This is a genomic window from Leucobacter sp. gxy201, assembly GCF_051043335.1.
Lineage (GTDB): Bacteria > Actinomycetota > Actinomycetes > Actinomycetales > Microbacteriaceae > Leucobacter.
Map to the genome: position 1 here is coordinate 226,360 of NZ_JAMXWS010000003.1, position 13,291 is coordinate 239,650.

Genomic DNA, 13,291 nt, shown 5'->3' on the forward strand with positions numbered 1-13,291 from the left:
AAGAGGGGAAGTGGTTATTCGGAGGCGAAGAAGACGTTCTTCGTCTCGGTGAAGTGCTCGGCGGCATCGGGGCCGAGCTCGCGGCCGAGCCCCGACTGCTTGAAGCCGCCGAAGGGGGTCGAGTAGCGCACCGAGGAGTGCGAGTTGACCGAGAGGTTGCCGCCCTCGACGCCGCGCGCCATGCGGATGCCGCGGGCGAGGTCGTTCGTCCAGATCGAGCCGCTGAGGCCGTACTCGGTGTCGTTGGCGATGCGCAGCGCATCGGCCTCGTCATCGAAAGGGATGACCGAGACGACCGGGCCGAAGATCTCCTCGGTCGACAGGCGGTCGCCGTGGCTACCCTCGACGACGGTCGGCGCGAACCAGGCGCCCGGGCCCTCGGGGGCCGAACCGCGGAAGGCGACCTTCACGTCATCGGTGATGAACGAGGCGACGCTGTCGCGGTGCGCGAGGGTGACGAGCGGGCCGACCTCGGTGTCTTCGAGCGAGGGATCGCCCACCTTGACGCCCTTGACCGCCTGTTCGAAGTGTTCCATGAAGCGGTCGTAGGCGCTGCGCTGCACGAGCAGGCGGCTGCGTGCGCAGCAATCCTGCCCGGCATTGTCGAAGACCGAGTAGGGGGCGGTGGCCGCCGCCTTCTCGATGTCTGCGTCGTCGAACACGATGTTCGCGCTCTTGCCGCCGAGTTCGAGGGTGACGCGCTTGACCTGCTCGGCCGCGCCCGACATGATGCGCTTGCCGACCGCGGTCGAGCCGGTGAAGACGAGCTTGCGCACCGAGGGGTTGGTGACGAAGCGTTCGCCGACGACCGAGCCGCGGCCCGCGAGCACCTGGAAGAGGCCCTCGGGGAGCCCGGCCTCGAGCGCGAGCTCGCCGAGACGGAGGCTCGTGAGCGGGGTCCATTCGGCGGGCTTCAGCACGACCGCGTTGCCGGCCGCGAGGGCGGGGGCGAAGCCCCAGGCCGCGATCGTCATCGGGAAGTTCCACGGGGTGATGACGCCGACGACGCCCAGCGGTTCGTGGAAGGTGACGTCCATGCCGCCGGCGACGGGGATCTGCTGGCCGATGAGGCGCTCGGGCGATGCCGAGTAGTACTCGAGCACGTCGCGCACGTGGCCGGCCTCCCAGCGCGATTGCGAGATCGGGTGGCCCGAGTTCGTCGTCTCGAGCGAGGCGAGGTGCTCGATGTCGGCGTCGACCGAGGCGGCGAAGCGGCGCAGCGCCTTCGCGCGGTCGGCCGGGGCGACCCTGGCCCATTCCCGCTGCGCGGCGACGGCCGCGGCGATGGCGCGATCGGTGCCCTCGATGTCGAGGTGCTCGACCTCGGCGACGACGGATTCGTTCGCCGGGTTGATGACGGTGTAGCTCATGCGTTCTCCTTGCGGACTGCGCCCGATGCTCGGGCGGTGCGGGAAGTGCTGGTGGCGCGGTATTCGCGCGCGGCATCGACGAGGCCCTGGAACAGGCGGCGGTCTTCGACGTTCTCTTCGGGGTGCCACTGGACGGCGACTCCGAAGGGGATCGAGGTGAGCTCGATCGACTCGATGATGCCGTCTTCGGTGCGGCTCGTCACGGTGAGGCCGTCGCCGACCTCGCCGATGGCCTGATGGTGGTAGAGGTGCGCGCCGGCGGTGCGGTCGTCGCCGTAGATCTCGGCGATGCGGGTGCCCGCGTCGACCTCGACCTCGACCTCGTTGAAGACGCCGGCGCCGATCTGGTAGCGGTCGTCGCCGACGACGTCAGGAAGGTGCTGCAGCAGAGTGCCGCCCATCTCGACGTTCAGCATCTGGGCGCCGCGGCAGATGCCGAGCAGGGGCAGCTCGGCCTCGATCGCGGCTTCGATGAGCGCGGCCTCGAACTCGTCGCGGTCGACGCGCGGCGCCCCGGTGCGGTCGTGCGGGGTCTCGCCGTAGCGCGCGGGGTCGACATCGGCGCCGCCCGACAGGATGAGCCCGTCGAGGGTGCCGACGATGGCGCGCGCGGCATCGGCGGTGATCGGTTGGGGCGGCAGCACGAGTACGGTGCCGCCGACGTCGGTGACCGCGTTCATGTAGACCTGGGGCAGGAAGGACGCCTTGACATCCCACACCCCGGTCTGGGCCTGTTCGAGATAGCTGGTGATGCCGATGATCGGCGCGGGCGAGCCGGCGCCGATCGACTCGGCGTCGGTCGACTCAGAGACGCTCAAAGCCGCGGATCCTCTCCCAATCGGTGATGGCGGCGTCGAAGGCCTGGACCTCGACGCGGGCCGCGTGGACGTAGTGGTCGACGACCTCGTCGCCGAAGATCTCGCGCGCGATCGTCGACCGGTCGAAGAGATCGGCTGCCTCGCGAAGCGTCGTCGGTACTCGGTCGACGTCGCTCGTGTAGGCGTTGCCGGTCAGCGCATCCTCGAGCTCGAGCTCGTGCTCGATGCCGTAGAGGCCCGAGGCGAGCAGGCCCGACACGGCGAGGTACTGGTTGACGTCGGCACCGGGCACGCGGTTCTCGACGCGCATGCTGCCTCCTCGGCCGACGACGCGCAGCGCGCAGCTGCGGTTGTCGAAGCCCCATGCGATGGCGGTCGGGGCGAAGCTGCCGTCGACGAAGCGCTTGTACGAGTTGATGTTCGGCGCGTAGAGCAGCGTGAACTCGCGCATCAGCTTGAGCTGGCCGGCGATGAAGTGGCGGAAGGTGTCGGACATGCCGTTCTCGGCCGATTCGTCGGCGAACACCGGGTTGCCGGCGCCGTCGCGCAGACTCGCGTGGATGTGGCAGCTCGATCCCTCGCGCTCGTTGAACTTCGCCATGAAGGTGATCGACTTGCCGTGGGTGTCGGCGATCTCCTTCGACCCGCTCTTGTAGATGGAGTGGTTGTCGCAGGTGGCGAGGGCGTGGGCGTAGCGGAAGGCGATCTCCTGCTGGCCGAGGTTGCACTCGCCCTTGACGCCCTCGTTGTACATGCCCGCGCCGTCCATCGAGTTGCGGATGTCGCGCAGCAGCGGCTCCATGCGGGTCGATGCGTGCAGGGCGTAGTCGATGTTGTAGTCGCTCGAGGTGGCGAGGTCGTTGTAGCGCTTCTTCCACGCGGTGCGGTAGTCGTCGTCGAAGACGATGAACTCGAGCTCGGTGGCGACGTTGGTGTGGAGGTCGCGCTCGGCGAGGCGGTCGATCTGGCGCTGCAGCACCGAACGGGGAGCGACAGGGATCGGCTCGTGCCCGTTGGCGCTGACGAGGTCGGCCATGACGAGCGCCGTACCGGGGATCCACGGGGTGCGGCGGAGGGTGCCGAGGTCGGGGACCATCGCCATGTCGCCGTAGCCGCTCTCCCAACTGGTGAGGGCGTAGCCGTCGACGGTGTTGAGATCGACGTCGACCGCGAGGAGGTAGTTGCAGCACTCGGCGTGGCCGTTCATCGTGTCCTCGAGGAAGAGCCTCGCGGAGATGCGCTTGCCGACGAGACGGCCCTGCATATCGGTGAATGCGACGATCACCGTATCGATCTCGCCCGACGCGACGGCCTCGCGCAGTTCCTGCGGGTTCAGATTTCCGCTCACGGGATTCATGGAATCTCCTTCAAATGTCTCTTCGTTGAGTGCCCGATTGTGCGCCTGATCTGGAGCCGAGCTCGGGCTTTCGGGGAGCTGCTCGCCGGGCGAACCGGAAAGCGTGCCGGGTTTATGGTCTGCTCGTCGACCATTAAAGCATGAAAACTTCCGGTGAGGGGAGACCTGTTCCCGGAATCCTCATTGGATCGCTGGGAATCCATTGCACTGAGGCGGGTCCGCACCGCAGGGGTCGAGCGAAAATTGGCTAAAGGTGGATTAGTAGACCAATAGACACTATAGTTTCGAGTTGCAACCGCAGACACCCTCGGCTCCAGTGCAATGCAGTACCGGCCGGGGTGCCGTCACAGTGAAGTGAAATACAGAGGAAGCAATGACAAAAGACACGCTGAAAGTCTCAGGTGTGACCTACACCACGGCTGATACGGGCTACTTCGAGAAGCGGAGCCTGAAGCGCTCGGCCGGCATCTGGGGCCTCTGGGGGCTCGCCGTCGGCGCCGTCATCTCGGGCAACTTCTCGGGCTGGAACTTCGGCATCGAGGCCGCCGGCTTCGGCGGCATGCTCATCGCCTTCGCCATTCTGGTCGTGATGTACTACGGTCTGGTCTTCGCGATCGGCGAGATGGCCGCGGCGATGCCGCACACGGGCGGCGCCTACTCCTTCGGCCGCGCGGCGATGGGCCCCTGGGGCGGCTTCGTCACGGGCCTCGCCGAGTCGATCGAGTACGTCGCGACGACCGCCGTGATCGTGTTCTTCTCGGCCAACTACGCCAACGGCGTCACCGAGGGCCTCATGGGCTTCACGCTGCCGACCTGGCTGTGGTGGATCATCCTCTACACGATCTTCGTGGGCCTCAATACCGCGGGCACCTCGATCTCCCTGAAGTTCGCCGTCATCGTATCGTTCGTCTCGATCGGCGTCATCGCGCTGTTCGGCGTCATGGCGTTCGTGAGCGGCGCGGTCAACTGGAGCAGCCTCTTCGACATCGTCCCCGACCCCGGTCAGTCGGCGTTCCTGCCCCACGGCGTGCTTCCCATCCTCTTCGCGCTGCCATTCGCGATGTGGCTCTTCCTCGGTATCGAGGAGCTCCCGCTCGCGGCCGAGGAGTCGCACAACCCGGTGCGCGACATCCCCCGCGCGGGCCTCTGGGCGCGCGGCACGCTGATCGCCACCGGCCTCGTCGTGCTGTTCCTCAACACCGCGGTGCTCGGGGCTTCGAAGACCGGTGCCGCCGGCGAGCCGCTGCTCGACGGCTTCCGCGCCATCCTCGGCGACGACCTCGCCTGGGTCGCAGGTCTGCTCGCTCTGTTCGCCCTGTTCGGCCTGCTCGCCTCGCTGCAGGGCATCATGTTCGCGTACGGCCGCAACCTGTACTCGCTCTCGCGCGCGGGCTACTACCCGCGGTTCCTCTCGCTCACCGGCAAGCGCCAGACCCCCTGGGTCGCGCTCATCGCGGGTGCGCTCATCGGCCTCACCGCGCTCATCGTGGTCGAGATCACCGGTGGCGAAGGCGGCGTCGGCGGCGCCGTCGTGCTGAACATCGCCGTGTGGGGCGCGGTGCTCGCGTACTTCATGCAGATGCTCTCCTTCATCATCCTGCGCAAGAAGTACCCGAACGCGAACCGCCCGTACAAGAGCCCGTGGGGCAAGTTCGGCGCGTACGCCGCGGCGTTCATTTCCGCGCTCATCTTCCTCGGCTTCCTGCTGAATGAGTCGTTCCGCCCTGCGATCGTCGCGATCGTGATCGTCTACGTGATCGGCCTCGTCATCTTCGGCGTCTACACGCGCCACCGCCTCATCCTCTCGCCCGAGGAGGAGTACGCGGTCTCGGGCGGCCTGCACGGCGACCCGCAGAAGGAGGGCTACGGCGGCGCCGTCGAGGAGGAGCTCCTCGCGCTGGACGGCGTCGACGAACCCGAAGCGAAGTAGCGTTCTCGGCAGGGATCACCGATCGTTCGACTTGGTGACCCGAGGCCAATAAATAGGCGGGCTGCGCCCGCTCCTTCCGGCATCGCCGGGGGAGCGGCGCAGCCCGCTTTCGCATGCCGCGCGCGGCCGAGAAAGCGGTTGCGAGGGAACGCCGGGATGGTGTTACTATGAGCAGACTTCTGAATATCGGCTATCAAGCCGCAGCGGGAGAGTCCGGGTGAGACCCGGCGCCGTAGGAGCAATATCCCTCCCCGGGAATCTCTCAGGCCCCCGTACCGCTGCAGCATGGCAACTCTGGAAAAAACGACGATCCCTGTCGTTTACCGAAGGTGCAACGGAGCACGGCGCACGCCTCCGCTCCCGAATCTCTCAGGTCCCATAACAGAGCGGGGAGGATCCCATACTCATTCGCGCCCTCAGCGGGCCATACGACGGAGATCCTCTTGAGCATCAGCCCTGAAGTACGCAACTTCTCGGATCGCCACATCGGCGTGACCACACCGGCCGACATCGCAGCCATGCTCGCGCGCACCGGCTACGACAGCATCGACGCGCTCGTCGACACCGCGGTCCCGTCCGTGATTCGCAAGGGCGAGCCCCTCGACCTCCCCGCCGCGCGCAGCGAAGAGGAGATCCTCGCCGACCTCCGCGAGTTCGCGGGCAAGAACACCCTCAAGACCCAGATGATCGGTCAGGGCTTCTACGACACGCACACGCCGCCGGTGATCCGCCGCAACGTGCTCGAGAGCCCCGCCTGGTACACCGCCTACACGCCGTACCAGCCCGAGATCTCGCAGGGCCGCCTCGAGGCGCTCCTCAACTTCCAGACCATGGTCTCGGACCTCACCGGCCTCGAGGTCGCCAACGCCTCCATGCTCGACGAATCCTCGGCCGCCGCCGAGGCCGTGCTGCTCATGCGCCGCGCGAGCAAGGCGAAGCCGACCGCGAAGGCCGTCGTCGACGCGAACGTCTTCCCCCAGACCCTCGCCGTGATCCAGGGCCGCGCCTCGGCGCTCGACTTCGAGGTCGAGGTCGCCGACCTCTCGCAGGGCCTGCCCGAGGGCGACATCTTCGGCATCGTCGTGCAGCAGCCCGCGAGCGACGGCTCGATCGTCGACCAGTCGGCGCTCATCGCCCAGGCGAAGGAGCGCGGCGCGATGGCCACCGTCATCGCCGACCTCCTCGCGCTGACTCTCATCACCTCGCCCGGCGAGCAGGGCGCCGACGTCGCCGTCGGCAACACCCAGCGCTTCGGCGTGCCCCTCTTCTTCGGCGGGCCGCACGCCGCGTTCCTGTCGATCCGCGCGGGCCTCGAGCGCTCGCTCCCGGGCCGCCTGGTCGGCGTCTCGAAGGATGCGAACGGCCGCCAGGCGTACCGCCTCGCGCTGCAGACCCGCGAGCAGCACATCCGCCGCGAGAAGGCCACCAGCAACATCTGCACCGCGCAGGCGCTGCTCGCCATCACCGCATCGATGTACGCCGTGTACCACGGCCCCGCGGGTCTCAAGGCCATCGCCGAACGCACCCACGCGCACGCCCGCACCATCGCCGCCTCGCTCCGCGCCGTCGGCATCGAGCTCGCCTCCACCGCGTTCTTCGACACCGTGGTCGCCACTGTTCCGGGCCGCGCCGACGAGATCATCGCCGCCGCCTCGGACACGGGCATCAACCTGCGCCGCATCGACGAGAACACCGTCGGCGTCTCGACCGACGAGACCACGACGGCAGCGCACGTCGCCGCGGTCGCCGCCGCATTCGGCGCCGAGCCCGCCGAGGCCGTCGCCGCAGGCGACTACGGATTCGACGCCGCATCGGTGCGCACGAGCGACTACCTCACGCACCCGATCTTCAACTCGATGCGATCCGAGACCCAGATGCTGCGCTACCTGCGCCGCCTCGCCGATCGCGACCTCGCGCTCGACCGCACCATGATCCCGCTCGGCTCGTGCACCATGAAGCTCAACTCGACCGCCGAGATGGAGTCCATCTCATGGCCCGAGTTCGCAGGCATCCACCCCTACGTGCCCGAGGAGCAGAGCCGCGGCTGGCGCGAGCTCATCGCCGACCTCGAGGGCCGTCTCGTCGAGATCACCGGCTATGCGGGCGTCTCGATGCAGCCGAACTCGGGCGCCCAGGGCGAGTACGCGGGCCTCAACGCGATCAGCCTCTACCACCGCGCGAACGGTCAGGAGCAGCGCGACGTCTGCCTCATCCCGGCATCGGCGCACGGCACCAACGCCGCATCGGCCGTGCTCGCGGGCATGAAGGTCGTCGTGGTCAAGAACACCGAGGCCGGCACCATCGACATGGACGACCTGCGCGCGAAGGTCGAGGCGAACCGCGAGGTGCTCGCCGCCATCATGATCACCTACCCGTCGACCTACGGCCTCTACGACGCCGATGTGCGCGAGGTCTGCGACCTCGTCCACGAGGCCGGCGGCCAGGTCTACATCGACGGCGCGAACATGAACGCCCTCGTCGGCCTCGCCCAGCCGGGCAAGTTCGGCGGCGACGTCTCGCACCTGAACCTGCACAAGACCTTCGCCATCCCGCACGGCGGCGGCGGCCCCGGCATCGGCCCGATCGGCGTCGCGGAGCACCTGCTCCCGTACCTGCCGAACGACCCGACCGGCACCTACTCGGTCAGCCAGGGCATCCCCGTCGTGGCGACGCTCTTCGGCTCGGCCGGCGTGCTCCCAATTTCGTACGCCTACATCGCGATGATGGGCGCCGATGGCCTCACCCGGGCGACGAAGACCGCGCTGCTCGGCGCGAACTACATCGCCGCGCGCCTCGACGAGTACTTCCCGGTGCTCTTCCGCGGCAACGAGGGCCTCGTCGCCCACGAGTGCATCCTCGACCTGCGCGAGCTCACCGCCCGGTCGGGCGTCACCGCCGAAGACGTCGCGAAGCGCCTCATCGACTACGGCTTCCACGCGCCGACCCTCGCTTTCCCGGTCGCGGGAACGCTGATGGTCGAGCCGACGGAGTCGGAGGACCTCGGCGAGATCGAGCGCTTCATCGAGGCGATGATCACCATCCGCGCCGAAATCGAAGAGGTCATCACGGGAGCGCGCGAACTCGCCGAGTCGCCGCTGCGCCTCGCACCGCACTCGGCGGAGACCGTCATCGCGGGCGAGTGGGATCGCTCCTACTCGCGCGAGCAGGCCGTCTTCCCGGTCGCGCGCCTGCGCAGCGACAAGTACTTCCCGCCCGTGGACCGCATCGACGGCGCCTTCGGCGACCGCAACCTCGTCTGCTCGTGCCCGGCGCCCGAGGCGTTCGAGACGCCCGCCGACTGAGTTCCGCCGCCGATCCGTTCGGCGGCCCCAGGCCCGCCCCCGGTCCGCCGGACCAGGGGCGGGCGCCCAGCGGGCGCAGAGACTCCCGGCACCTCCCACCGGCCCGGCGCACGGGCCCACCCAGCACCTGAAGGACAATGATGACTGACACGAAGCACACCGCCCTGCACGCCGAGCACGAGAAGCTCGGCGCCTCGTTCACCGACTTCGGCGGCTGGGACATGCCGCTGAAGTACGGTTCGGAACTCGCCGAGCACCGCGCCGTACGCGAGGCCGCCGGCCTGTTCGATCTGTCGCACATGGGCGAGATCCGCGTGCAGGGCCCCGACGCCGCCGCCTTCCTCAACACCGCCCTCGCGGGCAACCTCGGCGTCATCGCCGTCGGCCGCGCCAAGTACTCGCTCATCCTGAACGAGGCGGGCGGCATCGTCGACGACCTCATCAGCTACCGCCTCGGCGAGAACGAGTACCTCGTCGTGCCGAACGCCGGCAACGCCCCCGTCGTCGCAGGGCTCTTCGCCGAGCGCGCCGCCGGCTTCGACGTCACGGTCACCGACGAGTCGGGCGAGACCGGCCTCGTCGCCGTGCAGGGCCCCCGGTCCGTCGAGATCCTGCACCGCATCGTGCCCGCCGAGCAGCACGCGATCGTCGAGGACATGAAGTACTACTCGGCCGCCGAGGTCACTGCGGCCGGCATCACGGTGCTGCTCGCACGCACCGGCTACACCGGCGAGGACGGCTTCGAGCTGTACGTGCCGAACGGGCAGGCCGCCGAGCTGTGGAGCGCGCTGCTCGCGGCGGGGGAGCCCTCCGGGCTGATCCCTGCAGGTCTCGCCTCGCGCGACTCGCTGCGCCTCGAAGCCGGCATGCCGCTCTACGGCAACGAGCTGAGCCTCGACGTGAACCCCTTCGAGGCGGGCCTCGGCCCGGTCGTCTCCTTCAAGAAGGAGGAGCGCTTCGTCGGTCGCGACGCCCTCGAGGCGCTGCGCGAGACGCAGCCCGAGCGCGTGCTCGTCGGCCTCAAGGGCGCCGGGCGCCGTGCGGGCCGCGGCGGCTACTCGGTCGTCGCGGGCGGCGAGACCGTCGGCACCGTCACGAGCGGCCAGCCCAGCCCGACCCTCGGCTACCCGGTGGCGCTCGCCTACGTGAAGCCCGAGTTCGCCGAGGTCGGCACCGAGCTCGCCGTCGACCTGCGCGGCAAGGCCGAGCCCTTCGAGGTCGTCGCCCTCCCGTTCTACAAGCGGGCGCAGTAGGTTATTCCGAACACCCGGTTCTTCACGAACACCCCATTCATCACGAACATCAACCCCCACACTCCCCGAAAAGGAAGCACATCATGAGCAAGGTACAGTCCGGTCTGCGTTACTCGGCCGAGCACGAGTGGATCAACAGTGAGAGCCCCGCCGTCATCGGCGTCAGCGAGGTCGCAGCAGACGCGCTCGGCGAGATCGTCTACGTCGAGCTCCCCGAGGTCGGCGCGAGCGTCACCGCCGGCGAGACCATGGGCGAGATCGAGTCGACCAAGTCGGTCTCCGACCTCTACAGCCCCGTCACTGGCGAGGTCGTCGAGGTCAACGAGGCCGTCGTCGACGACCCCACCCTCGTCAACTCCGACACCTACGGCGCCGGCTGGCTGATCAAGGTCGCCGTCTCCGAAGAAGGCCCGCTGCTCTCGGCCGAGCAGTACGCCGCCGACAACGGGGCAGAGCTGTGACCCGTTTCGAGCAGATCGTCGCTCCGTCGCTGAACGAGCCGATCGCCACCCTCGACCCCGAGGTCGCCCAGCGCATCGACGCCGAGCTCGCGCGCCAGCGCCGCGGGCTCGAGATGATCGCCTCCGAGAACCACACCGCCGTCGGCGTGATGCAGGTTCAGGGGTCGGTGCTCACCAACAAGTACGCCGAGGGCTACCCGGGCCGCCGCTACTACGGCGGCTGCGAGGAGGTCGACGTCATCGAGCAGCTCGCGATCGACCGCATCAAGGAGCTCTTCGGCGCCGGTTTCGCCAACGTGCAGCCCCACTCGGGCGCGCAGGCGAATGCGGCGGTCATGCACGCGCTGATCCGCCCCGGCGACACCATCCTCGGCCTGAACCTCGCGCACGGCGGCCACCTCACCCACGGCATGAAGATCAACTTCTCGGGCCGTCTCTACAACGTCGCCGCGTACAGCGTCGACGAGGAGACCCTGACGATCGACATGGACGAGGTCGAGCGCCTCGCCCGCGAGCACGAGCCGAAGCTCATCGTGGCCGGCTGGTCGGCGTACCCGCGGCAGCTCGACTTCGAGCGCTTCCGCGCGATCGCCGACGAGGTGGGCGCTTACCTCATGGTCGACATGGCGCACTTCGCCGGTCTCGTGGCCGCGGGCCTCCACCCCAACCCGGTGCCGCACGCGCACGTGACCACGTCGACGACGCACAAAACCCTCGCCGGCCCGCGCGGCGGCATCATCCTGTCGAACGACGCCGACATCGCGAAGAAGATCAACTCGGCCGTCTTCCCCGGCCAGCAGGGCGGCCCGCTCGAGCACGTCATCGCCGGCAAGGCGGTCGCGTTCAAGGTCGCCGCGAGCGAGGAGTTCAAGGAGCGCCAGCAGCGCACCCTGCGCGGCGCGTCGATCCTCGCCGAGCGTCTCACGCGCGCCGATGTCGCCGAGCGCGGCATCAGCGTGCTCACCGGCGGCACCGACGTGCACCTCGTGCTCGTCGACCTGCGCGAATCGGTGCTCGACGGCCAGGTCGCCGAAGATCTGCTGGCCGCGGTCGAGATCACGGTGAACCGCAACGCGGTGCCGTTCGACCCGCGCCCGCCGATGGTCACCTCGGGTCTGCGCATCGGCACGCCGGCGCTCGCGACCCGCGGCTTCGGCGACGAGGCGTTCGCCGAGGTCGCCGACGTGATCGCGCTGGCGCTCATCGCGGGCACCGCCGAGGGCGGCGCCGACGAGGCGACCCTCGCAGCACTGCGCGACCGCGTCACGGCCCTCGCCGAGGCGCACCCCCTCTACCCGAATCTCGCTCAGCTCTCCTGAGCGACGACCGGAATCCCTGAAGGGCACACCCATGGCAATCAGCGTCTTCGACCTGTTCAAGGTCGGCATCGGCCCGTCGAGTTCTCACACCGTCGGCCCGATGCGCGCCGCGCACCTCTTCGCCGCGCATCTCGAGCGCGCGGGGCAGCTGGATGCCGTCCGGGGGCTGCGAGTGGACCTCTACGGTTCGCTCGCAGCCACCGGCAAGGGCCACGGCACCTTCACCGCCGTGCTTCTCGGTCTCGAGGGCTACGACCCCGAGACCGTGCTCCCCGATGAAGTCGACAGCGCGATCGCGCGCATCGAGGAGAGCGGCATCGTGCGCCTCGGCGAGCAGCTGGGCCGGGAGCCGGTGCTCGTCGAATTCGGCGTGCCCGACATGGTGCTGCACCCGCTCACCGTGCTGCCCCGCCACGCCAACGGCATGCGCCTGGGCGCGGTCGGCGAGGGCGGCGAACTCCTCGACGAGCAGACCTATTTCTCCGTGGGCGGCGGCTTCATCATCCGCGAGGGCGCGGAAGAGGACGTGCAGGATCGTCTCGAGACCATCGTCTCCGAACTGCCCTACCCGTTCACCACGGCGGCCGAACTGCTCGCGCATACCCGGAGCACCGGCCTCACGATCGCCGAGATCATGCTCGAGAACGAGCGGGCGCGCCGAGACGAGCCCGAAGTGCGCGCGGGCCTCGCCCACATCTGGAACGTCATGGAGGCCTGCAAGAACTCGGCGCTCGAGCGCACCGGGCTGCTGCCGGGCGGGCTCAATGTGCGCAGGCGGGCCCCCGAATGGCATCGCCGGCTCTCGGAGCAGGACCCGAACCGCGACGCGCAGTACTGGCAGGAATGGACGAACCTCGTCGCCCTCGCAGTCAATGAGGAGAACGCCTCGGGCGGTCGCGTGGTGACCGCGCCCACGAACGGTGCTGCAGGGATCATCCCGGCCGTGCTCTTCTACGCCACCCATTACGCGCCCGGCGCAGGCGATTGGAGCGACGAGGAGCGCGCACGGCGCATCGTCGACTTCCTGCTCGCCGCCGCCGCCGTCGGCGTGCTCTACAAGGAGCAGGCTTCGATCTCGGGCGCCGAAGTCGGCTGCCAGGGCGAGGTCGGTTCGGCGTCGTCGATGGCCGCGGCCGGCCTCGCTCAGGTGCTCGGCGGCACTCCGGAGCAGGTGGAGAACGCGGCCGAGATCGCGATGGAGCACAACCTCGGACTCACCTGCGATCCCATCGGCGGCCTGGTGCAGATCCCGTGCATCGAACGCAATGCGATCGGTGCGTCGAAGGCCGTGAACGCGGCGAAGATGGCGCTCATGGGCGACGGCCGACATCACGTGAGCCTCGACGAGGTCATCATCACGATGCGCGAGACGGGCCGCGACATGAGCGACAAGTACAAGGAGACCTCGATGGGCGGCCTCGCCGTCAACGTCGTGGAGTGCTGAGCGTACGCGGGCCCCTGCAAGGGCCCGCACCGGACCC

The 13,291-nt window shown here is 68.8% G+C and carries 9 protein-coding genes and 2 riboswitches; of the genes, 6 read left to right on the forward strand and 3 right to left on the reverse strand.

Features of this window, described 5'->3' with window-relative positions:
* Window positions 1-14: 14 nt before the first annotated feature.
* Genes NHL51_RS06165 through NHL51_RS06175 form a run of 3 tightly spaced genes read right to left on the reverse strand, consistent with a single transcriptional unit; the run spans window position 15 to window position 3,545 of the window.
* Window positions 15-1,370 (reverse strand): aldehyde dehydrogenase family protein, encoded by a 1,356-nt coding sequence (locus NHL51_RS06165; protein ID WP_434142480.1) that lies wholly within the window; start codon window positions 1,368-1,370, stop codon window positions 15-17.
* On the reverse strand, window positions 1,367-2,188 hold the full coding sequence (locus NHL51_RS06170; RefSeq protein WP_434142481.1) for a gamma-glutamyl-gamma-aminobutyrate hydrolase family protein: 822 nt from the start codon (window positions 2,186-2,188) through the stop codon (window positions 1,367-1,369). The genes NHL51_RS06165 and NHL51_RS06170 overlap by 4 nt, the downstream gene beginning before the upstream one ends.
* Entirely contained in the window at window positions 2,175-3,545 is a 1,371-nt protein-coding gene (locus tag NHL51_RS06175) for a glutamine synthetase family protein (RefSeq protein ID WP_434142483.1), read from the reverse strand. The genes NHL51_RS06170 and NHL51_RS06175 overlap by 14 nt, the downstream gene beginning before the upstream one ends.
* Window positions 3,546-3,918: 373 nt before the next feature.
* Here NHL51_RS06175 and NHL51_RS06180 point away from each other — a divergent pair, with 373 nt between their 5' ends.
* The 6 genes from NHL51_RS06180 (at window position 3,919) to NHL51_RS06205 (ending at window position 13,254) form a co-directional block, all read left to right on the forward strand.
* Window positions 3,919-5,475 carry an amino acid permease gene (locus NHL51_RS06180; protein ID WP_434142484.1) on the forward strand — a complete coding sequence of 519 codons (1,557 nt, stop codon included), beginning with the start codon at window positions 3,919-3,921 and terminating at the stop codon, window positions 5,473-5,475.
* 194 nt (window positions 5,476-5,669) lie between these two features.
* Window positions 5,670-5,763, forward strand: a riboswitch (glycine riboswitch).
* Window position 5,764: 1 nt separating this feature from the next.
* Window positions 5,765-5,870, forward strand: a riboswitch (glycine riboswitch).
* A 48-nt stretch (window positions 5,871-5,918) separates the two neighbouring features.
* Window positions 5,919-8,777 carry an aminomethyl-transferring glycine dehydrogenase gene (gcvP, locus tag NHL51_RS06185; RefSeq protein WP_434142485.1) on the forward strand — a complete coding sequence of 953 codons (2,859 nt, stop codon included), beginning with the start codon at window positions 5,919-5,921 and terminating at the stop codon, window positions 8,775-8,777.
* A 140-nt stretch (window positions 8,778-8,917) separates the two neighbouring features.
* The gene (gene gcvT / locus NHL51_RS06190; protein WP_434142486.1) at window positions 8,918-10,030 is read left to right on the forward strand and encodes a glycine cleavage system aminomethyltransferase GcvT; all 1,113 of its coding nucleotides are present in this window, start codon (window positions 8,918-8,920) and stop codon (window positions 10,028-10,030) included.
* 83 nt (window positions 10,031-10,113) lie between these two features.
* Complete coding sequence (gene gcvH / locus NHL51_RS06195; protein ID WP_434142487.1) at window positions 10,114-10,491, forward strand: glycine cleavage system protein GcvH; 378 nt, start codon at window positions 10,114-10,116, stop codon at window positions 10,489-10,491.
* A complete protein-coding gene (glyA, locus tag NHL51_RS06200; protein ID WP_434142488.1) occupies window positions 10,488-11,810 on the forward strand; it encodes a serine hydroxymethyltransferase in 1,323 nt (440 codons plus the stop codon). The genes gcvH and glyA overlap by 4 nt, the downstream gene beginning before the upstream one ends.
* A gap of 31 nt (window positions 11,811-11,841) precedes the next feature.
* Window positions 11,842-13,254, forward strand: coding sequence for an L-serine ammonia-lyase (locus tag NHL51_RS06205; RefSeq protein WP_434142489.1), 1,413 nt, complete (start codon window positions 11,842-11,844; stop codon window positions 13,252-13,254).
* The last annotated feature ends 37 nt before the right edge of the window (window positions 13,255-13,291 follow it).